Source organism: Agromyces mariniharenae (assembly GCF_008122505.1).
Lineage (GTDB): Bacteria > Actinomycetota > Actinomycetes > Actinomycetales > Microbacteriaceae > Agromyces > Agromyces mariniharenae.
The window spans coordinates 1-18,801 of the sequence record NZ_VSSB01000002.1; the positions used below are offsets into that span (position 1 = coordinate 1).

At 72.6% G+C, this 18,801-nt stretch carries 20 protein-coding genes and 1 rRNA gene; 10 read left to right on the top strand and 11 right to left on the bottom strand.

Annotated elements, in window-relative coordinates:
* Positions 1–300: 300 nt before the first annotated feature.
* The 4 genes from rrf to pnuC all read left to right on the top strand — a co-directional run bounded on the left by rrf (position 301) and on the right by pnuC (position 3,544).
* Positions 301–417, top strand: a 5S ribosomal RNA gene (gene rrf, locus FYC51_RS13240).
* Positions 418–495: 78 nt separating this feature from the next.
* Positions 496–2,406, top strand: coding sequence for a thioredoxin domain-containing protein (locus FYC51_RS13245; RefSeq protein WP_148734296.1), 1,911 nt, complete (start codon positions 496–498; stop codon positions 2,404–2,406).
* Between the two features lie 68 nt (positions 2,407–2,474).
* On the top strand, positions 2,475–2,879 hold the full coding sequence (locus FYC51_RS13250) for a DUF3054 domain-containing protein (protein WP_148734297.1): 405 nt from the start codon (positions 2,475–2,477) through the stop codon (positions 2,877–2,879).
* Positions 2,876–3,544, top strand: coding sequence for a nicotinamide riboside transporter PnuC (pnuC, locus tag FYC51_RS13255; protein WP_148734298.1), 669 nt, complete (start codon positions 2,876–2,878; stop codon positions 3,542–3,544). The genes FYC51_RS13250 and pnuC overlap by 4 nt, the downstream gene beginning before the upstream one ends.
* Before the next feature lie 176 nt (positions 3,545–3,720).
* Here pnuC and FYC51_RS19830 read toward each other — a convergent pair whose 3' ends face one another.
* Complete coding sequence (locus tag FYC51_RS19830; RefSeq protein ID WP_338014706.1) at positions 3,721–3,900, bottom strand: hypothetical protein; 180 nt, start codon at positions 3,898–3,900, stop codon at positions 3,721–3,723.
* A 197-nt stretch (positions 3,901–4,097) separates the two neighbouring features.
* Between FYC51_RS19830 and FYC51_RS13265 the strand changes: the two genes are divergently transcribed.
* The 5 genes from FYC51_RS13265 to FYC51_RS13285 all read left to right on the top strand — a co-directional run bounded on the left by FYC51_RS13265 (position 4,098) and on the right by FYC51_RS13285 (position 9,314).
* Positions 4,098–4,682 (top strand): RBBP9/YdeN family alpha/beta hydrolase, encoded by a 585-nt coding sequence (locus FYC51_RS13265; RefSeq protein ID WP_148734299.1) that lies wholly within the window; start codon positions 4,098–4,100, stop codon positions 4,680–4,682.
* A gap of 37 nt (positions 4,683–4,719) precedes the next feature.
* Complete coding sequence (locus FYC51_RS13270) at positions 4,720–6,321, top strand: DUF7059 domain-containing protein (RefSeq protein ID WP_420797249.1); 1,602 nt, start codon at positions 4,720–4,722, stop codon at positions 6,319–6,321.
* 79 nt (positions 6,322–6,400) lie between these two features.
* Positions 6,401–7,342: a J domain-containing protein gene (locus FYC51_RS13275; protein ID WP_148734300.1), complete on the top strand. Its 942-nt coding sequence runs from the start codon at positions 6,401–6,403 to the stop codon at positions 7,340–7,342.
* 47 nt (positions 7,343–7,389) lie between these two features.
* Positions 7,390–8,664, top strand: a complete 1,275-nt coding sequence (locus FYC51_RS13280) for a M18 family aminopeptidase (RefSeq protein ID WP_148734301.1) — start codon at positions 7,390–7,392, stop codon at positions 8,662–8,664.
* 101 nt (positions 8,665–8,765) lie between these two features.
* Positions 8,766–9,314, top strand: coding sequence for a rhodanese-like domain-containing protein (locus FYC51_RS13285; RefSeq protein ID WP_148734302.1), 549 nt, complete (start codon positions 8,766–8,768; stop codon positions 9,312–9,314).
* Positions 9,315–9,361: 47 nt separating this feature from the next.
* Here the strand turns inward: FYC51_RS13285 and FYC51_RS13290 are convergent, their stop codons facing one another.
* The 7 genes from FYC51_RS13290 to FYC51_RS13320 all read right to left on the bottom strand — a co-directional run bounded on the left by FYC51_RS13290 (position 9,362) and on the right by FYC51_RS13320 (position 15,454).
* Positions 9,362–10,240: a sulfurtransferase gene (locus tag FYC51_RS13290; protein ID WP_148734303.1), complete on the bottom strand. Its 879-nt coding sequence runs from the start codon at positions 10,238–10,240 to the stop codon at positions 9,362–9,364.
* A 74-nt stretch (positions 10,241–10,314) separates the two neighbouring features.
* Positions 10,315–10,506: a hypothetical protein gene (locus FYC51_RS13295; protein ID WP_148734304.1), complete on the bottom strand. Its 192-nt coding sequence runs from the start codon at positions 10,504–10,506 to the stop codon at positions 10,315–10,317.
* Positions 10,507–10,632: 126 nt separating this feature from the next.
* Entirely contained in the window at positions 10,633–12,021 is a 1,389-nt protein-coding gene (locus FYC51_RS13300) for an L-serine ammonia-lyase (RefSeq protein ID WP_148734305.1), read from the bottom strand.
* 207 nt (positions 12,022–12,228) lie between these two features.
* Positions 12,229–13,020: an ABC transporter permease gene (locus tag FYC51_RS13305; protein WP_274379494.1), complete on the bottom strand. Its 792-nt coding sequence runs from the start codon at positions 13,018–13,020 to the stop codon at positions 12,229–12,231.
* Positions 13,020–13,859, bottom strand: a complete 840-nt coding sequence (locus tag FYC51_RS13310; protein WP_148734306.1) for an ABC transporter ATP-binding protein — start codon at positions 13,857–13,859, stop codon at positions 13,020–13,022. The genes FYC51_RS13305 and FYC51_RS13310 overlap by 1 nt, the downstream gene beginning before the upstream one ends.
* Before the next feature lie 171 nt (positions 13,860–14,030).
* Positions 14,031–14,897 (bottom strand): DUF4097 family beta strand repeat-containing protein, encoded by an 867-nt coding sequence (locus tag FYC51_RS13315; protein ID WP_148734307.1) that lies wholly within the window; start codon positions 14,895–14,897, stop codon positions 14,031–14,033.
* Between the two features lie 26 nt (positions 14,898–14,923).
* Positions 14,924–15,454: a toxin-antitoxin system HicB family antitoxin gene (locus FYC51_RS13320; RefSeq protein ID WP_148734308.1), complete on the bottom strand. Its 531-nt coding sequence runs from the start codon at positions 15,452–15,454 to the stop codon at positions 14,924–14,926.
* Between the two features lie 160 nt (positions 15,455–15,614).
* Between FYC51_RS13320 and FYC51_RS13325 the strand changes: the two genes are divergently transcribed.
* Positions 15,615–16,190 carry a GNAT family N-acetyltransferase gene (locus FYC51_RS13325; protein ID WP_187432661.1) on the top strand — a complete coding sequence of 192 codons (576 nt, stop codon included), beginning with the start codon at positions 15,615–15,617 and terminating at the stop codon, positions 16,188–16,190.
* Positions 16,191–16,209: 19 nt separating this feature from the next.
* Here the strand turns inward: FYC51_RS13325 and FYC51_RS13330 are convergent, their stop codons facing one another.
* The 3 genes from FYC51_RS13330 to FYC51_RS13340 form a co-directional block, all read right to left on the bottom strand.
* On the bottom strand, positions 16,210–16,728 hold the full coding sequence (locus FYC51_RS13330; protein ID WP_420797259.1) for a CoA-binding protein: 519 nt from the start codon (positions 16,726–16,728) through the stop codon (positions 16,210–16,212).
* A 104-nt stretch (positions 16,729–16,832) separates the two neighbouring features.
* The gene (locus FYC51_RS13335) at positions 16,833–18,125 is read right to left on the bottom strand and encodes an O-acetylhomoserine aminocarboxypropyltransferase/cysteine synthase family protein (protein WP_148734311.1); all 1,293 of its coding nucleotides are present in this window, start codon (positions 18,123–18,125) and stop codon (positions 16,833–16,835) included.
* Between the two features lie 66 nt (positions 18,126–18,191).
* Complete coding sequence (locus FYC51_RS13340) at positions 18,192–18,749, bottom strand: cysteine hydrolase family protein (RefSeq protein ID WP_148734312.1); 558 nt, start codon at positions 18,747–18,749, stop codon at positions 18,192–18,194.
* Between the last annotated feature and the right edge of the window lie 52 nt (positions 18,750–18,801).

The following is an 18,801-nucleotide window of genomic DNA, read 5'->3' on the forward strand; positions in this document are numbered from 1 at the left end:
CAGACGACTGGGTTGATAGGCCGGATGTGGAAGCAAGGACTAACGACTTGTGCAGCTGACCGGTACTAATAAGCCGATAACTTGACAATCACTACACACACCACGTTGTAAGGCGGTGGTGCGTGGAACAGGATTGCTCGCGTCCACTCTGTGGTTCCCAACAGACGGAAACACAACACAACACACACAAACTCAACACAGACCCGCACACCCCGCACCAACCACGGTTGGCCAAGGGGGTACGTGCAACCGAGACCACCACACCCCCACACACATGTCGGGTGGTGCTGGTACCAGAGTTTCGGCGGCCATAGCGCGAGGGAAACGCCCGGACACATTCCGAACCCGGAAGCTAAGACTCGCAGCGCCGATGGTACTGCAGGGGCGACCCTGTGGGAGAGTAGGACACCGCCGGACATTCATTCGAGAAGAGCCACCCAGTGCTGGGTGGCTCTTCTTGGTTTAACGCGACGCCATCCGGCCTAGGCTGTGGGGATGGGGAATCGCTTGGGGGCGTCGCTGAGTCCCTACCTCCGGGCCCACGCCGACAACCCCGTCGACTGGTATCCGTGGGGCGACGAGGCCTTCGCCGCCGCACGCGAGCGCGATGTGCCCGTGCTCGTGTCGATCGGATACGCCACGTGCCACTGGTGCCACGTGATGGCCCGCGAGAGCTTCAGCGATCCCGCCATCGCCGAGCTCCTCAACGCGGGGTTCGTCGCGATCAAGGTCGACCGCGAGGAGCACCCCGACGTCGACGCGAGCTACCTGGCTGCGGCATCCGCCTTCACGCGTGAACTCGGCTGGCCGCTCACCGTGTTCGCGACGCCCGAGGGACGGACGTTCTATGCCGGCACCTACTTCCCGCCGCGATCGATGCGTGGCGTCCCGTCGTTCGCCGAGGTCCTCGCTGCGGTCGAGGAGGCGTGGCGCGAGCGACGGAGCGAGTTGCACGAGACGGCTGCGGCCGTCGCCGAGGCGCTGGCCGCGGCATCCGTCGCGTCGACCGCCGGTGAGCTGCCCGGGCCGGCCGAGCTCGAGGGCGCGGTCGCGATGCTCGCGGAGGACGAGGACCGGCTGCACGGCGGCTTCGGCACGGCGCCGAAGTTCCCCGTCGCCCCGGTGCTCGGGTTCCTCAGCCAGGCGGGTCCCGAGGGTCGCCGGCTCGCGGAGCGATCCCTGAAGCTCATGGGCGCATCGCCGCTGCGCGATCCGGTCGAGGGCGGCTTCTTCCGCTACGCGACGCGCGCCGACTGGAGCGATCCGCACTACGAGCGCATGCTCACCGACAACGCGCTGCTGCTCGGCGTCGCCGCCGACCTCGGTCGCGGTGACGGCGCGGCCGCGTTCGCCCACCTGCTCGCCGATGGGGTCGTCGGCTTCCTCGCCGAACGGATGCAGCTGGCCGGCGGCGGCTTCGCGAGCGCGCAGGACTCCGAGAGCTGGATCGACGGTCGACGAGACGAGGGCGGCTACTACCGGCGCGATGCGGCCGGCCGGGTCGGGCTCGAGCCGCCGGCGCTCGACGAGAAGGTGCTCACCGGGTGGAACGGCCTCGCGATCGGCGGACTCGCGCGGGCCGGGTTCGTCTTCGACGACGCCGCGGCGATCGACGCCGCTCGTCGGGCCGCGGACTTCCTGCTCGAGCGGCACGTGCGCGAGGACGGCACGCTGGTGCGCTCGTCGCTCGACGACGTGGCATCCGACGCCGTGGCGACGCTCGAGGACACCGGCATGCTGGCCGGCGGCCTGCTCGAGCTCGCCGCAGCGACCGGCTCGGTGCGGTACGCCGAGGCCGCTCGCCGCCTCATCGACCGGGCGGCGGAGACCGCCGTCGCCACGCATGCCGCTGACGGCATGGAGAGCTCGAGCGTCCCGTTCGCCGCCCCGTCGGGCGCGGATCCCGTGCTCGCGTCGTACGGTCTCGCGCTGCCGAGCGACCCGGCCGAGGGCGCCACGCCGTCGGGCGTCACGGCCTGCGCCGACGCCGCATGGCGGCTCTACGCGCTCGGCGCCGGTGATCGCTACCTCGACCTGGCCGAACAGGCGATGCGTTCCGTCGCCGGCATGGCCGTGCGACGCCCGATCGCGTTCGGCGGGGCACTCGAGGTCATGGCCCGGCTCGCGGCGCCGCTCGTGCAGCTCGTCACGGTCGTGCCCGACGACGACGAGGAGGACGACGGGGCGAGCGCGCTGCTCCGCGCCGCGACCCGGCGGCACGCGGCATCCGTCGCGGCGATCGTCACCGACCGGCAGGCGCGGGAGTTCGCGACAGCCGGGTTCGACCTGTTCGAGGGACGCACCGCGCAGGACGACGTGGCGACCGCGTATCGGTGCCGGTCGTTCGTGTGCGCGCTTCCCGTGCACGACGCCGGCGCGCTCGAGGAGCTCGTCGAGCTCGAGTAGTCGATCGGCGTCGGCGGCGCGGGCGACACGGCGTTCGGCAGGGCCTGCCGCATCCGTACGATGGTCGCATGAGCGATCGCGCATCCGTCGGCACGGCCTCCGTGGTCGTCGCCCTCGTCGTCGACGCCGTGCTCGTGGTCGTCTTCGCCGTCGTGGGCCGTTCGAGCCACGCCGAGGGCCTCGACGTCGCCGGCGTCTGGGGCACGGCCTGGCCGTTCCTCGCGGGCCTCGGCGTGGGCTGGCTCGCGGCGCGGGCGTGGCGGCATCCGATCGCCGTCTGGCCGACCGGGGTGATCGTGTGGGCGTCGACGCTCGTCGTCGGCATGCTGCTGCGGCTCGTCACCGGCCAGGGCACGGCCGCCGCGTTCATCGTGGTCGCCACGCTCACGCTCGCGGTGCTGCTCCTCGGGTGGCGGGCGATCGCCTGGGCCGTCATCCGACTTCGCGCGCGCGGCCGGGTCGGCGCGGCATGAACGTCATCGAGTGGCTCTTCGACGCCCAGCTCGTCATCGGCGGACAGGTGATCCTGTGGCGCGAGATCATCGGCAACCTGTTCGGCCTGGCCAGCGCGCTCGGCGGCCTGCGCCGCAAGGTGTGGGCATGGCCGGTCGGCATCATCGGCAACGTGCTGCTCTTCACGGTGTTCCTCGGGGCGGTGTTCGACACCCCGAACCCCGTGAACCTGCTCGGCCAGGCCGCCCGGCAGGTCATGTTCATCGTCGTGTCGATCTACGGCTGGGTGCGGTGGGCGCGGCACCGGCAGGTCAGCGAGTCGGCGGTGGATCCGAAGTGGGCGGGCACCCGGAACCGCATCATCCTGGCCATCGCGCTGGTGGGCGGCACGCTCATCCTCACGCCGATCTTCCGGGCGCTCGGTTCGTTCGAGCCCGTCTGGGCCGACGCGTGGATCTTCATGGGCTCGCTGCTGGCGACCTGGGGCATGGCCAAGGGATGGACCGAGTTCTGGCTCATCTGGATCGCGGTCGACATCGTCGGCGTGCCGTTGCTCGTGAGCGCGGGCTACTACGCCTCGGCGTTCCTCTACGTGTTCTACGGCGCGTTCACGCTGTTCGGGTTCATCACCTGGATGCGCGTGCAGCGGCGGGCCAAGCTCGCAGAGGGCGTATCACCGGCCTGAGGCGTCGCGTGCCGGGTCGCGCGTCACCAGGCCGACGGCACGCGGTCGAGCACCGACCACACCGCCGAGCTCAGCTCGGGGTGGTCGAGCGCGATGTCGCGCAGCAGCTCGAACTCGAACCGGGCCGCATCGCCGTCGCGCGCGGTGGGGTGGTAGGCACGGGCGCGTGCCGGACTCTAGCGCTCGGAGTGCAGCCGCTCCTCGCGGAGCGTGGCCACGACCTGCTCGTCGACCGACGGGAGGTCGGGCAGGAACACCCACGGGTCCTCGCCGAGCCGGCATCGCAGCTCGATGAGCGCCGCCAGCTCGTCGCGGGCATCCTGCCTCAAGCGCTCCAGCGTCGATGCGTCACCCATGCGCGACCTCCCCTCGCTTCCTCGATCGTAGCCAACGCCACGTCGACCCCTGCAACGCTACGTGCCCCGTGTGACGTCGGGGTTACACGGCATGAAGGCACGTGTACGCGAGATGACGTCCAGATGACGCGGACGGGCCGGGTTCGGCCCGTGCCTGCTTGAATGAACCGGCTGGAGCACGGACGGGAGGAGCGCGCGTGGCCGCAGAGGTGCTGATCCTGCACGGATGGCAGAACCGCCGCCCGGACGGGCACTGGCAGCGATGGCTCGCGGGCGAGCTCGAGGCGCGCGGCGCGCATGTGCGCTACCCGCAGCTCCCCGAGCCCGACGAGCCCGTGCTCGACGACTGGCTCCGCACGCTCGACGCGGAACTCGCGGGCACCGACCCGGCCACGCTCACGGTGGTCGCCCACAGCCTCGGCTGCCTGCTCTGGCTGGCGCACGCGAGCCGGCGGGCCGCGGCCGGCGAGGTCGCGCCGCTCGCTCGGCGGGTCGTGCTCGTCGCGCCGCCCGCGCCCGACGTCATCCGCGGCATCCCCGAGATCATGGGGTTCGCGCCGGCATCCGACGACGAAGGGCTCAGGGCGGCCCTCGCGTCGAGCGCCACGGAGCGCACGACCATCGTGGCCGGCGCTGAGGATCCGTACTGTCCCGACGGCGCCGAGCGCACGTTCGCGATCCCGCTCGACGCCGCATTCGTCGAGGTGCCGGGCGGCGGGCACCTCACGATCGACGACGGCTTCGGGCCCTTCCCGCTCGTGCGCGACCTCGTCAACGGCTGACCGGGAGCGGTCCGGCCGGGTGCGGTTGAATGGTGCGGTGACCTCCGGCATCGCTCCCCTCGACGAGCGCACGACCGACCTGGTGCGCCGGCTCGGCGACGACCTGCGCGCGGGCGGCTTCACCGTCGAAGCGCTCGACCGCCTGTGGGGCGCGGATGCCGCGGCCGCCCTGCATCGCGGCGAACGCGTCCCCGCACGACGCATCCTCGACGCCCGTCGCGCCGCGCACGATCCCGCGGCCGATCTGGCGACGCTCGCGGAGCTGTTCGTGCTCGGCCTGCCGGTCCCCGAACGCGAGGCGGCGCACGCACTCCCGAGCCTCGGCGTCGACGGGGCCGTGGAGCTGGAGCTCCTCATGCGGGATGCCGCGACGACGACCCGCGCGGGCGCGGCGGGCGACGCGGCATCCGTTCGCCCGCTGCTCGACCTGCGGCCGTACGCGTTCGTCGACGCGCACGGCGACGGACAGTGGTGGATCCTCTCGGACCTCGGCGAGGTGGCCCTGGGCCACGAGCTCGGCGAAGGCCACGTGCTCGGCGTCGGCGGTGCCTCGATGACGCTGTCGGGGCTCATGCTGCCGACGCCGGTGCGCACGGTGCTCGACCTCGGCACCGGCTGCGGCATCCAGGCCATGCACGCGACCCGGTTCGCCGACCGCGTCGTGGCCACCGACATCTCGCTGCGCGCGCTGCGGCTCGCGCAGCTCAACGTCGCGATGAACGGCATCGAGGGCGTCGAGTTCCGGCTCGGGAGCCTGTTCGAGCCCGTCGCGGGGGAGCGGTTCGACCGCATCGTCTCGAACCCGCCGTTCGTGATCACGCCGCGCGCGCCGGGAGTGCCCGAGTACGAGTACCGCGACGGCGGCATGGTCGGCGACGGCATCGTCGAGGCCGTGATGCGTGGCGCGGCGGAGCACCTCGAGCACGGCGGCATCGCGCAGCTGCTCGGCAACTGGGAGGTGCGCGACGTCGAGGACGGCCTCGATCGGGCGCGCGGCTGGGCCGGGCACCTCGAGCACTGGATCGTCGAACGCGAGGTGCAGCGCGCCACGGAATACGCCGAGACCTGGATCCGCGACGGGGGCACGCGCCCCGGGACGCCCGCGTTCGACCGGCTCTACGAGGCCTGGCTCGACGACTTCGAGCGGCGAGGCGTGCGCGAGGTCGGCTTCGGCTACGTGCTGCTGCGCCGCCCGGCTGAGGAGACGGCGCCGCGGTTGGCCCGGGTGGAGCGGCTGCACGGTCCGCTCGGCTCGGGCGCCGGGGCCGGCGGCCTCGGCGTGCACCTCGCCGCGTGCCTCGAGGCGCACGACCGGCAGGCGCGACTCGACGACGCCGCGCTCGCGGCACAGCGCCTCGCGGTCGCGGGCGACGTGACCGAGGAGCGCCACCACTGGCCCGGCGACGAGCACCCCACCGCCATGCTGCTGCGACAGGGCGGCGGGTTCGGACGCGTCGTGAGCCTCGACACCGGGCTCGCGGCGCTCGTCGGCGCCTGCGACGGCGAGCTCCCGGTCGCCGCGATCGTCGCCGCGATCGCCGACCTGCTCGAGGTGGACGCCGACGCGCTCGCCGCCGACCTGCTGCCCGCCGTGCGGGCGCTCATCGACGACGGGATGCTGCTGCTGCCCGCCGAGTGAGGGCGGCCGGGACCGCCGGGTCACGGCGTTCCCCGAGCCGTCGGCGGTATCCTCGGTTGGCACGTCCGAAAGCGAGTCCATGGCCGACAGCCCCCTCTCCGAGTCCCCGTACGAGGTGCTCGGCGTGTCCGCCGATGCGGATGCCGCCGCGCTGCGCCTCGCGTACCGCCGGGCCCTCCGCACCGCCCACCCCGACACGGGCGGCGACCCGGCGCGATTCCACGCGGTGCAGCGGGCGTGGGTGCTCATCGGCACGCCCGAGGCGCGCGCGGCCTTCGACCGCGGCATCCGGAACGGGTCGGGCGGCGGGAGCGCGCCGAGCCGCGAGGCCTGGGCGCCGGCGCCGCCGAAGCGCCCACGCGACTCGCGTCCGCTGGCTCGCTCCTACGGACATCCGGGCGGGCTCACGCGCGAGCTCTACCTCGACCGCATCCGGGAGTGGTCGGGTCGCGGCGTCGACGTGCCCGACCCGTACGATCCCGCCCTCGTGAGCCGGGCGCCGCGCGAGATCCGGCACATCCTCGCCGACGCGCTCGTCGAGGAGTCGACCGCCCGCTCCCTCTCGACGCTCGGCATCGCCTACACGATCTGGCACGACATCGCGACGCATGCCGCAGGCCCGGGATTCCCGCCGAAGCTCGACCACCTCGTGCTCGGGCCGACGGGCCTGTTCGCCGTCCAGTCCGAGGACTGGGGCGGACCCGTCGCGCTGAAGCGCGGCGAACTCGTCGGTGAGGCGCTCGCCGGGGAACGGCCGTTCCGGGCGCTCGCGGCCCGCGCGAAGGCGATCGGCCGAGCGGCCCGCGTGAAGCCCACGGCGCTCGTGATCGTGGTGCCCGACGAGTACGCCGCCGAGCCGCTCGCGCTCGGCGGCAGCATTCGCGGCGCCGCGGTCGCACTCGTGCGCAGCTCACGACTCGCGAGCGCCGTGCGCGAGGGGATCCCGGGCTCCGCGCATCTCGGCGGCACCGAGGTCATGGAGGTGCGCTCGCGGCTGCAGGCGGTCGTGCGGTTCGCGTGAGGCGCTGAGCGGACAGGTCGGCCCGCGGCATCCGGCATCATGGGAGGATGCCCGATCTCGACCGTGATGCCCACATCGCCGACTTCGCCGACTTCGTCCGCGACTCGCCCTCGTCGTACCACGCCGCCGCCGCGGTGGCCGCGCGACTCGAGGCCGCCGGGTTCGAGCGGCTCGACGAGCGCGCCGAGTGGCCGGCCGGTCCGGGCAGGCGCGTCGTGGTGCGCGACGGCGCGGTCATCGCCTGGGTGCAGCCCGATGCGGCGGGACCGACGACGCCGTTCCGGATCCTGGGCGCGCACACCGATTCGCCCGGGTTCAAGCTCAAGCCGGGCATGTCCACGACCGCGGAGGGGCTGCTGCAGGCCGGCGTCGAGGTCTACGGCGGGCCGCTGCTCAACTCGTGGCTCGACCGGGAGCTCGAGCTCGCCGGTCGCCTCGTCACCACCGACGGCGTCGAGCACCTCGTGCGCACGGGCCCGTTGCTGCGCATCCCGCAGCTCGCGATCCACCTCGACCGCGAGGTGAACAAGGGCCTCACGCTCGACAAGCAGCGCCACATGCAGCCCATCTGGGGCGCCGGCGCCGGGCAGGACGTCGTCGCCCACCTGGCCGGTGTCGCCGGCGTCGACCCCGACGACGTCGCCGGGCACGACGTCCTCGTCGCCGACGCGGCGGCGCCCGCCCGATTCGGGCTCGACGACGCGCTCTTCGCCTCGGGTCGCATGGACGACCTCACGTCGGTGCACGCGGGCCTGGTGGCCCTGCTCGCCGCGCCGGCGAGCACCGGGCACGTGAGCGTGCTCGCCGCGTTCGACCACGAGGAGATCGGTTCGGAGTCGCGCTCGGGCGCGAGCGGGCCGTTCCTCGAGGACGTGCTCAGGCGCATCGCCGCGGGGCTCGGCGCTGACGCGACCGACCGCCGCCGCGGCTTCGCGGACTCCTGGCTGCTCTCGTCGGACACCGGTCACGCGGTGCACCCGAACTACCCCGAACGCCACGACCCGGGCAACCGCCCGGTGCTCGGCGGCGGACCGCTGCTGAAGCTCAACGCCAACCAGCGGTACGCGACCGACGGCGTGGGCTCGGCGCTGTGGGCGCGTGCGTGCCGGCAGGCCGGCGTCTCGACGCAGCCGTTCGTGTCGAACAACCAGGTCCCGTGCGGCACGACGATCGGCCCGCTGTCGGCCACCCGGCTCGGCATCCGCACGGTCGACGTGGGCGCGCCGCTGCTCTCGATGCACTCGGCCCGCGAGCTCGCGCACGTCGACGACCTCGTCGCGCTCGCCGCGGCCGTGACGGCGTTCTTTGCGCCCGAGGACTGATCGGCCGTTCCGATCCGGCGACCGGCACGCTGGCCGGATCTCGCGGCACGACGGCGCGATTTCACGGGCGGGGCGGCGCGCGGCGGTGCGAGGGTGGTCGCATGACCGAGACGACCGCCCCCGCCGCATCCGCCCTCTTCGAGCACGTCGCGACGCGCGACGAGGCGATCGCGCACTTCCGCGGCCGCCTCGCGGTCGAGGTCGACGTGTCGGACGTCGCAGCCGCCCTCGGCGAGCCCGGGCCCGGGTTCGTGCTCGTCGACACCCGCAGCGACGAGTCGTGGGCGCAGGGGCACGTGCCGGGCGCGCTGCACCTGCCGCGGCGCCGGATCGAGGACCTCGCGCCCGAGCTGATCCCGACGGGCACGCCTGTGGTGGTCTACTGCTGGGGACCCGGCTGCAACGGCGCCACGCGTGCCGCGCTCGAGTTCGCGCTGCTCGGCTACCCGGTGAAGGAGATGATCGGCGGCTTCGAGTACTGGGTTCGCGAGGGCTTCGCGTTCGACAGCGCCGACGGGCTCGCACAGCTTCCGGCCGACGCGCTGACGAACGTCGCGCCCGACGGATTCGGCGCGGCGTCGACGCCCGGGACGCGCGGGGAGCTCCTCACGGGCGATGCGATCGCCTCGGGCATCACCTGCGCCTGCTGAGGGCGCGAGCCTGCTGAGCACGCCGCCACGCCGCCGACGCGCCGCGCTCAGGCGATCGTGACGAGCGGCGCGGCGGGGTCGGCGGTCCACTCGTCGAGCGACCCGTCGTAGATCGCGACGTCCGCGTGCCCGGCGCGCCGGAGGGCGAACCCGGTGCCCGCCGCCGCGATGCCCGCGCCGCAGTACACGACCACACGGGACGGGTCGCCCTCGGTCGCGGCCGCGAGCCGCGCGTCGAGCTCCGCGCCCCGCAGCAGGGTGCGGGTCTCGCGGTCGACGACGCTGCCCACCGGCACGTTCACGCTGCCGGGGATGTGGCCGCGCCGGGCGCGCCGCCCGGTCTCGCCGCGGAAGTCGCTCGGCGGCAGCGCGCAGACGAGCGCGGCATCCGATTCGCCGGCGACGATGCGCTGCACCTCGGGCCCGTCGGCCCAGAATCCCTCGCGCGGCGAGAGCGTGAGCGAGCCGGCCTCGCGCGGCGCCTCGAAGCCGGTCTCGAGGGTGCGACCCTCGGCCCGCCAGCGGGCGAGGCCCCCGTCGAGCACCGCGACGCGCTCGACGCCCGCCGACGCGAGGATCCACCACAGCCGGGCCGCCCACTGGCCGATCGACGAGTCGTAGACGACGACGGCGACTCCGTCGTCGATGCCGAGGTCGCGGGCCGCGCGCTCGAGCCGCGCCGGCTCGGGGCGCGTGAAGGAGAAGGGCCCCTCGGGGTCGGACAGCTCCTCGAGCAGGTCGCCGAAGACCGCGCCCGGGATGTGCCCCTCGATGAGGTACTCGTCGAGACCGCTCAGCCAGCGGAAGCCGGCCGGCGTCTCGGTGCCGAGCACGCTCGCGTCGACGACGACGAGCCCCGAGTCGCCGAGGTGGGCGGCGAGCCACTCGGTGGAGACGAGGTCGGTCGGGAGGTCGAGTGCCGGCATGCCGACACGCTAGTCCGAGCGTCGGCCCGTCGCGCCGGATGCCGCAACAGGCCGTAACCCGCTCGGGCGGCGGGTCAGCGCAGCATCCCCCGCCGGCTCTCCAGCCAGAGCGTGTGCTCGCGCAGGCCGTTGCGCACGGCCGACTTGATGATGAGGTAGCCGATCCAGAGCATGAGGGCGAGGATCGCGAGGTAGACCACCAGGCCGATGACGAGGCCGATGAGGCCGGCGCTGGTGACGAGGTCGGAGACGTCAGGGGAGTCCATCAGCACAGGTTGCCAGACGCGTGCCTCGCTGCGCGAGGGTCCCGATCGGGGGACAGCCTGGACGCGATCGGGTCCGGGCACCGACTCGATCGCCGGCCCGACGCGAGCGTCAGCGTCGGGGGGCGCTCAGCACTCGATGACGTTGACCGCGAGGCCGCCCTCGCTCGTCTCCTTGTACTTCGTCATCATGTCGAGGCCGGTCTGGCGCATGGTCTCGATGACCGTGTCGAGCGACACGAGGTGCGTGCCGTCGCCGTGCAGCGCGAGCCGCGCGGCCGAGACCGCGGTCGACGACGCGATCGCGTTGCGCTCGATGCAGGGCACCTGCACGAGGCCGGCGACGGGGTCGCAGGTGAGGCCGAGGTGGTGCTCCATCGCGATCTCCGCGGCGTTCTCGATCTGGCGCGGCGTGCCGCCGAGCACGGCGCACAGCGCTCCGGCCGCCATGGCGCACGCGGAGCCGACCTCGGCCTGGCATCCGCCCTCGGCGCCCGAGATCGACGCGTTCTTCTTCACGAGGCTCGCGATCGCCGCGGCGGTGAGCAGGTAGCGGCGGATGCCGGCGGCATCCGCACCGGGCACGAAGCGCAGGTAGTAGTGGCCGACCGCGGGGATGATGCCCGCGGCGCCGTTGGTCGGCGCGGTGACGACGCGGCCGCCCGACGCGTTCTCCTCGTTCACCGCGAGGGCGAACGCGTGCAGCCACTCCGTCGAGGTGTCGCGAAGGCCGGTGGTGTGCGCCGTGTCGCGGTCGTACTCCTCGAGCCGGCGGCGCACCTCGGGCGCGCGGCGCTTCACGCCGAGCCCGCCGGGCAGCGTGCCCTCGGTCGAGAGCCCGTGGTCGACGCACTCGGCCATGGCCGCCCAGATCGCGTCGAGTCCCGCGTCGATGCCCTCCTCGCCGTGCACGGCGACCTCGTTGTACCGCGCGACGTCGCAGAACGAGACGCCGTGCTCGTCGCAGAGGTCGAGCAGCTCGGCCGCATTCGAGTAGGGCAGCGGATGCCGCAACGCCTCCGACTGCTCGGGCGCGTCGCCCTCGCGGCGGATGAAGCCGCCGCCGACCGAGTAGTAGGTCTCCTCGGCGAGGGGCAGCGCGTCGTCCTCGCCCCAGGCCTGGAGCGTCATCGCGTTCGGATGTCCGGGGAGGCGGGTGCGCGGCTCGAGGCTGAGGTCGTTGCGCGTCATCGTGATCGGGTGGCGTCCGGCCACGCGCACCTCGGCGCCCTCGTCGCCGAGCCGCGCCCAGGCGCCGCGCACGTCGTCGGGGTCGCAGTCGTCGGGCTTCAGGCCCGCGAGCCCGGCGACGACCGCGTCAGGCGTTCCGTGTCCGAGCCCGGTCGCGCCGAGCGAGCCGTACAGGGAGCACGTGATGCGGGTCACGCGAGAGAGGATGCCGTCGTCGGCGAGCCGCTCGGCGAACGCACGCGCCGCGCGCATCGGGCCGACGGTGTGCGAACTCGAGGGTCCGATCCCGATCGAGAAGAGATCGAGGGCTGAGACGAACGCTGTCACCCCTCAAGGCTACGTCGCAGCACGCGCACGGATCCGCCGTCGGATCGAAGGAATCGTGCGCCGATGGCCGCTTCGTCGCGGAACCGCGCGGGATCGCCTATCGCCTGCTCATGTGAGCAGTCCTCGACGATCCTCAGCACGCCGATGAGCCCACCCGCCGGAGGGCGGGCAGGCTCATCGGGTCGCGTCATCCGACGCGTCATCCGATCACGAGATCTTGCGGCGGTAGGCCAGCATCGCGAAGCCGTAGGCCACCACGAGGATGCCGACGAGCCAGGCGAGGGCGATCCAGATGTCGGAGCCCACCGGCTGGCCGGTGAACAGGGCTCGGATCGCGTCGACGATGGCGGTGACGGGCTGGTACTCCGCGAAGACGCGGACCGGGCCCGGCATGCTCTCGGTGGGCACGAACGCGGAGCTGATGAACGGCAGGAAGATGAGCGGGTACGAGAACGCGCTCGCGCCGTCGACCGACTTCGCGGTGAGGCCCGGGATCACGGCGAGCCAGGTCAGGGCCAGGGTGAACAGCACCATGATTCCCGCCACGGCGAGCCAGGCCAGCAGGTCGGCGCCCGTGCGGAAGCCCATGATGAACGCGACGCCCACGACGATCGCGAGCGACACGAGGTTCGCGACGAGCGAGGTCAGCACGTGCGCCCACAGCACGCTCGAGCGGGCGATCGGCATGGACTGGAACCGCTCGAAGATGCCGCCCTGCATGTCCAGGAACAGCCGGTAGGCCGTGTAGGACACGCCAGAGGCGACCGTGATGAGCAGGATGCCGGGCAGCAGGTAGTCCACGTACTGCGTGTCGGAGCCGGTGTCGATCGCGCCGCCGAACACGAACACGAAGAGCAGCATGAAGGCGATCGGCATGATCGCTGTCGTGATGATCGTGTCGAGGCTGCGGGTGATGTGGCGCAGGGATCGGCCCGTGAGCACGGCGGTGTCGCCGAGGAAGTGCGTGGTCGCGGTCATCGGTGCGGTTGCGGTGGTCATCATCGGTCCTTTCGAGACGTGGCGGTCGTGGCCGCATCGGCGGTGGCGGTGTCGGCGGTGGCGGTGCTGCCGTCGTCGCCGACGAGGGTGAGGAAGATCTCCTCGAGGGTGGGCTGCTTCTCGACGTACTCGACCGTCGCCGGGGGCAGCAGCCGCTTCAGCTCGTCGAGGGTGCCGTTGACGAGGATCCGGCCCTGGTGGAGGATCGCGATCCGGTCGGCGAGGTGCTCGGCCTCGTCGAGGTACTGCGTCGTGAGCAGCACCGTCGTGCCGTTCGCGGCGAGCTCCGTGACGGACTGCCACACCTCGATGCGCGCCTGCGGGTCGAGCCCGGTCGTCGGCTCGTCGAGGAAGATGATCGGCGGGTCGCCGATCAGGCTCATCGCGATGTCGAGGCGTCGGCGCATGCCGCCCGAGTACTCGGCCACCTTGCGGGTGCCCGCTTCGGTGAGGGAGAACCGCGCCAGCAGGTCGTCGGCGATCCGGCCCGGGCCGGGGAGGTGCCGCAGCTGGGCGACGAGCACCAGGTTCTCGCGGCCGGTGAGGACCTCGTCGACCGCGGCGAACTGCCCGGTCAGGCTGATGGACGCGCGGACCTCTGCGCCCTGCTCGGCGACGTCGAAGCCGTTGACGCCGGCCGAGCCGGCGTCGGCACGGAGCAGGGTGGACAGGATCTTCACGACGGTGGTCTTGCCGGCCCCGTTGGAGCCGAGGAGGGCGAAGATGCTGCCGCGGGCGACGTCGAAGTCGACGCCGCGGAGGACCTGCAGGTCCTTCTTGTAGGCCTTCTCCAGGCCCTGCACGCGGATGGCAGGCGCCTGGGACTGATCGGTGGTCATCTGGATCTCCGTTTCTCAACTGGAGCGCGATGCACGGACGTGCGTCGCGCGCTGGTGCGGTGTGCTCGGGTGTTTCAGGGCGCACTCGACCATCCCGACGTCGGACGTGGTTCGTCCGGCGGGTCGTGCGTGGCGGTGGGGGTCGGTGTGAGCGGTCGGTGACCGGGTCGGCTAGTGAGCCGGCGTCGAGCTCGGCCGGCGGATCAGGATGTCGCCCCAGCTCGTGCGGGCGTGCAGCTCGACGGTGTTCTCGTCGGCGCCGGGCGCGTCGGAGGGCGTGAGCTTGTTGCGGACGGCGCCGTGCTGGCTCGAGACGTCGAGCCAGGCGGCCGTGCCCTCGGCCACGCCCACCTCGATGCCGCCGTAGCCGGCCTCGAGCTGCACGCGGCCGCCGTCGATGCGCTCGACGAGGAGGTTGCCGTAGCTGCTCTTCGCCGTGACGGCACCGCGTGCGTTGGCGACGGTGACGTCGCCGTGGGCGCCCTGCACGACGAGCGTGCCGGTGACCTCGCCGATCGTCGTGGAGCCGTTGGGGTTCTTGATGATCGCCTCGCCCGACAGTTCGCGGATGCGGATGCTGCCGGCCGACGAGGTGAGCTCCACGGCGCCGGTCGCGCGGCCGACGATGATCGCGCCCGATGCGGTGCGGGCCGTGACGCGCTCGGCCTCGTCGACCCGCACGTCGCCGGCGCCGCTGCGGTAGGCGACGGCGCCGAAGGAGCCCTCGGCCAGGAGGCGGCCGGCGCCGGTGGCGCCGCGCACCTCGGAGCCCTCGGGCACCTGGATCGTGACGTCGACCTGGCCGTTGCCGCCGAACGGGGTGTAGTGGAGCCACCCCTTCGTCGTGCGGACCGTGAGCACGTCGCCCACGAGCTCGACCTTCGCGTCGGCGGCGGACTTGACGTCGCTCGACTTCTCGGGGTTGGCGGGCCGGACCTCGACGACGGTGTCGGCGCGGTCGGAGGCGACGACGTCGACGTCGCCCCAGCCGAGGTCGAGGTCGACGACGACGGGATGCGGGGTCTGGTAGGTGGTCATGATGACTCCTTCGTGATGATCGGTGTTCAGCGGACCCAGCCGGTGACGCGGTTCGCGTCGCCGTCGGCCGGGCGGGTCTCGGTGGGCCGTGCTGGGGCGGGCTCGACAGCGGCGGCGATCGCGCGCACGAGCCAGGTGTTGACGGAGACGCCGTCGCGGGCGGCCGCCAGCTCGACCTGGGCCTTCAGCTGGTCGGGGATGCGGAGCGTGGTGCGGCTCGTCGCGGCGTCCTCGGCGACGGGCACGGCAGCGGATGCCGCGGGGACCTGCATCGCAGGCGCGGTACGGTCGGACGCGGGCTCGAACGTCGCAGTCGGGGGGACCGTGACGACGAACTCGGGGTCGCGTCCGCGGAGCCGAACGTCGACCGCGCCGGGGGCGAGCTCGGCGGTGATCTCCGCCGCGGCGGCGGAGAGCGCCTCGAGCAGCACCAGCCGCACGGAGGCGTCGAGGGGCGCGGTCAGTCGCTGTGCGAGACCGAGTGCCTCCTCGCCGCCGGCCTCGGCTGCGATGGCCAGTTGGCGCTGGAGTTCGTCGACGTATCCGGTGAGTTCCATGACACCAGTGTGACACCACAGTGGTGTCATGTCAACACCATGTGCGTCAGATTGGTGTCAACGGGTGGTTCGAGTGGTGTCAGCGGTGGTGTCGCGCGAGGTCGACAGGCATCCCGGCGCCGCGACGATCGTCCGGCCGGCGCCCCGTAGGCTGGGTCGGATGTCCTCGACCGACCCGACCAGCCCGAACCCTACGCCCGCCTCCGCGCCCGGCGGCGTCGAGGTGCGACTCGTGCGCGACGGCGAGCACGAAGCCGTCGGCGCACTGGCACGAGAGGCGTACGCCGGCGACTTCGTGCTGAGCGCCACGTACCTGGTCGAGATCGAGTCGGTCGCCGAGCGCGCCCACGAGGTGTGGGTGGCCGCGGATGCCGCGACGGGCGCGCTGCTCGGCACGGTCTCGACGCCGAGGGCCGGCCGGCGCATGTCGGCCGTCGCGCGCGACGACGACGAGCTCGACTTCCGGTTCCTCGGCGTCTCGGCGGCGGCACGCGGTCGCGGGGTCGGCGAGGTGCTCGTCCGGCACGTCATGGAGCTCGCGGCTCGTCGCGGCATCCGTCGCGTCGTGCTCAACACCGGCCCCGAGATGCAGTCGGCACAGCGGCTCTACGCCCGGCTCGGGTTCTCCCGGCTGCACGAGCGCGAGCACGTCGTCGACCTGCCGAGCGGCCGGAGCTTCCTGCTCATGGCGTACGGGCGCGACGTCGAGGCGGCACCCGAGTCGTCGGCGGCCTGACGCTCCGCTGCCGCGCGAGTCAGCGCACGGTCTTGCGCGCCGTGATCTGCCCCGTGTCGAAGCCGAGCAGGTGGAGCCCGCCGTGGAACCGGGCGTGCTCGACCTTGATGCAGCGGTCCATGACGACCGTGAGCCCCTGCTCCTCGCCGTAGTACGCGGCATCCTGGTTCCAGATGCCGAGCTGCACCCAGATGGTCTTCGCACCGGCGGCGACGACGTCGTCGACGACCTGCGGGATGTCGCTGCCGCGGCGGAACACCACGACGATGTCGGGCACCTCGGGCAGGTCCTGCAGGCTCGCGTACGCCGGCTCGCCGAGGATCTCGGTCTCGTTCGGGTTCACGAAGTAGAGGCGGTAGTCGCTCGACTGCTGCAGGTACGTGCCGACGAAGTAGCTCGAGCGCGACGGCTTCGGCGAGGCGCCGACGATCGCGACCGACTTCGCCGCGTTCAGGATGCGCAGCCGCTGCCGCGCGTCGGGGCCCGTCCACGTGCGCTGCGAGTGCAGCAGCTTCGCGAGCGGCGAGTTCGCCGGCAGCTCGCAGGAGAGGCCGTTGACGAGGCGGACGGTCTCGACGTCGGCGCCGAGCTCCGTCGACGCAGCCGCGGCATCCGTCGCTTCGGTCGTGAGCGTGTCGGTCATCACTTGCCTCCCGTGGCCTGCGCGAGTGCCTGGTCCAGATCGTAGATGATGTCGTCGGCGTCCTCGATGCCCACTGAGAGGCGGATCACGCCCGGCAGGACGCCCGCGTCGACGAGCTGCTGCTCGGTGAGCTGGGCGTGCGTGGTCGACGCCGGGTGGATGATGAGGGTCTTCGCGTCGCCGATGTTCGCGAGGTGGCTGGCGAGGTTCACGGACTCGATGACCTGCTGGCCGACCTCGCGACCGCCCTTCACCTCGAAGCTGAACACGGAACCGGGCCCCTGCGGCAGGTACTTCTGCGCGCGGTCGTGGTGCGGATGGTTCGGCAGGCCGGCCCAGAACACGCGCTCGATGCGCGGGTCCTGCTCGAGCCACTCGGCGACGGTGCGGGCGTTGTCGACGTGCGCCTGGATGCGGTACGGCAGTGTCTCGACCCCCTGCGCGAGCAGGAACGCCGAGTGCGGCGCGAGCGTCGGGCCGAGGTCGCGCAGCTGTTCGGCACGCAGGCGGGTGAGGAACGCGTACTCGCCGAAGTTGCCCGACCACTGCAGACCGCCGTAGTGCGGGACCGGCTCGCCGAAGAGGGGGAACTTGTCGGAGTGCCAGTGGAACCGCCCCGACTCCACGACGACGCCGCCGAGCGTGGTGCCGTGCCCGCCGAGGAACTTCGTCGCCGAGTGCGTGACGATGTCGGCGCCCCACTCGATGGGGCGGTTGAGGTAGGGCGTCGGGATCGTCGAGTCGACGATGAACGGGATCCCGTGTGCGTGCGCGACGTCGGCGAGCGCCTCGAGGTCCGCGATTTCGCCCGAGGGGTTCGCGATGGTCTCGACGAAGAGCGCCTTCGTGTTCTCCCGGATCGCCGCCGCGTAGTCCTCGGCGTCGGCGCTCGCGACGAACGTCGTCTCGACGCCGAAGCGGCGCAGCGTCACGTCGAGCTGCGTGATCGAGCCGCCGTAGAGGTTCGCGCTCGCCACGATGTGGTCGCCGGCCCCGACCAGGCTCGCGAAGGTGATGTACTGCGCCGACAGGCCCGACGCGGTCGCGACGGCGCCGAGTCCGCCCTCGAGGCTCGCGACGCGCTCCTCGAAGCTCGCGACGGTCGGGTTGGCGAGCCGCGAGTAGATGTTGCCGTACTTCTGCAGCGCGAAGCGGGCCGCGGCATCCGCCGTGTCGTCGAAGACGAACGCGCTGGTCTGGTATATCGGCAGGGCGCGGGCCCCCGTCACCTGGTCGGGGATGTTGCCCGCGTGGATCGCACGCGTCTTGAAGCCGTATTCGCGGTCTGCCATGCGGTCCACGCTAGCCGTGCGCCGGGTGCGGCTCGCGCGCCGCCGTAACCGGGGGCAACGGGCGCCTCAACCGACCACGTCGTCGGTCGACACGACGCGCGCGAACTCGCCGCCGTCGAGGTTCACCGCGGTCGCGCGCGCGAGCTCGGCGGCCGTGAGGCGGATGCCGCCCGGCCCCTCGAGGTCGAACGTGTGCGTCGCGTCGAGCGGGACGATCACGTCGTACCCGAGGTTGCCGCCCACGCGGGCCGTGGTCTCGACGCACATGTTCGTCTGGATGCCGCAGACCACGAGTTGACGGATGCCGCGCTCGCGCAGCCACGCGTCGAGGTCGGGCCGCCCGTGGAATGCCGAGTTCACCTCCTTCGAGACGAGGAGCTCGTGCGCGGCATCCGCCACCACGTCCTTCAGCGCGTTGCCCGGGGTGCCGGGTGCGAGGGGCGACCCCTCCTCCTCCGAGTCGTGCCGCACCAGGACGACGGGACGCCCGGCGTCGGTCCACGCGGCGACGAGCCGGCCGATGTTCGCCTCGGCATCGGGGTTGTCGCGGGGCCCCCAGCCGGGGTCGTCGAACCCCCGCTGCACGTCGATCACGAGGAGGGCGGCGTCGTCGGCGATGTCCATGCGTCCATCCTGCGTCGGCGCGCCCGCACACGGGCCGCGAATGCCTGCCGAT

Coding starts and splice junctions, on each gene's coding strand:
- FYC51_RS13245 (WP_148734296.1), top strand. CDS start 496: ATGGGGAATCGCTTGGGGGCGTCGCTGAGTCCCTACCTCCGGGCCCAC.
- FYC51_RS13250 (WP_148734297.1), top strand. CDS start 2,475: ATGAGCGATCGCGCATCCGTCGGCACGGCCTCCGTGGTCGTCGCCCTC.
- pnuC (WP_148734298.1), top strand. CDS start 2,876: ATGAACGTCATCGAGTGGCTCTTCGACGCCCAGCTCGTCATCGGCGGA.
- FYC51_RS19830 (WP_338014706.1), bottom strand. CDS start 3,900: ATGGGTGACGCATCGACGCTGGAGCGCTTGAGGCAGGATGCCCGCGAC.
- FYC51_RS13275 (WP_148734300.1), top strand. CDS start 6,401: ATGGCCGACAGCCCCCTCTCCGAGTCCCCGTACGAGGTGCTCGGCGTG.
- FYC51_RS13280 (WP_148734301.1), top strand. CDS start 7,390: ATGCCCGATCTCGACCGTGATGCCCACATCGCCGACTTCGCCGACTTC.
- FYC51_RS13285 (WP_148734302.1), top strand. CDS start 8,766: ATGACCGAGACGACCGCCCCCGCCGCATCCGCCCTCTTCGAGCACGTC.
- FYC51_RS13290 (WP_148734303.1), bottom strand. CDS start 10,240: ATGCCGGCACTCGACCTCCCGACCGACCTCGTCTCCACCGAGTGGCTC.
- FYC51_RS13295 (WP_148734304.1), bottom strand. CDS start 10,506: ATGGACTCCCCTGACGTCTCCGACCTCGTCACCAGCGCCGGCCTCATC.
- FYC51_RS13305 (WP_274379494.1), bottom strand. CDS start 13,020: ATGACCACCGCAACCGCACCGATGACCGCGACCACGCACTTCCTCGGC.
- FYC51_RS13310 (WP_148734306.1), bottom strand. CDS start 13,859: ATGACCACCGATCAGTCCCAGGCGCCTGCCATCCGCGTGCAGGGCCTG.
- FYC51_RS13315 (WP_148734307.1), bottom strand. CDS start 14,897: ATGACCACCTACCAGACCCCGCATCCCGTCGTCGTCGACCTCGACCTC.
- FYC51_RS13320 (WP_148734308.1), bottom strand. CDS start 15,454: ATGGAACTCACCGGATACGTCGACGAACTCCAGCGCCAACTGGCCATC.
- FYC51_RS13325 (WP_187432661.1), top strand. CDS start 15,615: ATGTCCTCGACCGACCCGACCAGCCCGAACCCTACGCCCGCCTCCGCG.
- FYC51_RS13335 (WP_148734311.1), bottom strand. CDS start 18,125: ATGGCAGACCGCGAATACGGCTTCAAGACGCGTGCGATCCACGCGGGC.
- FYC51_RS13340 (WP_148734312.1), bottom strand. CDS start 18,749: ATGGACATCGCCGACGACGCCGCCCTCCTCGTGATCGACGTGCAGCGG.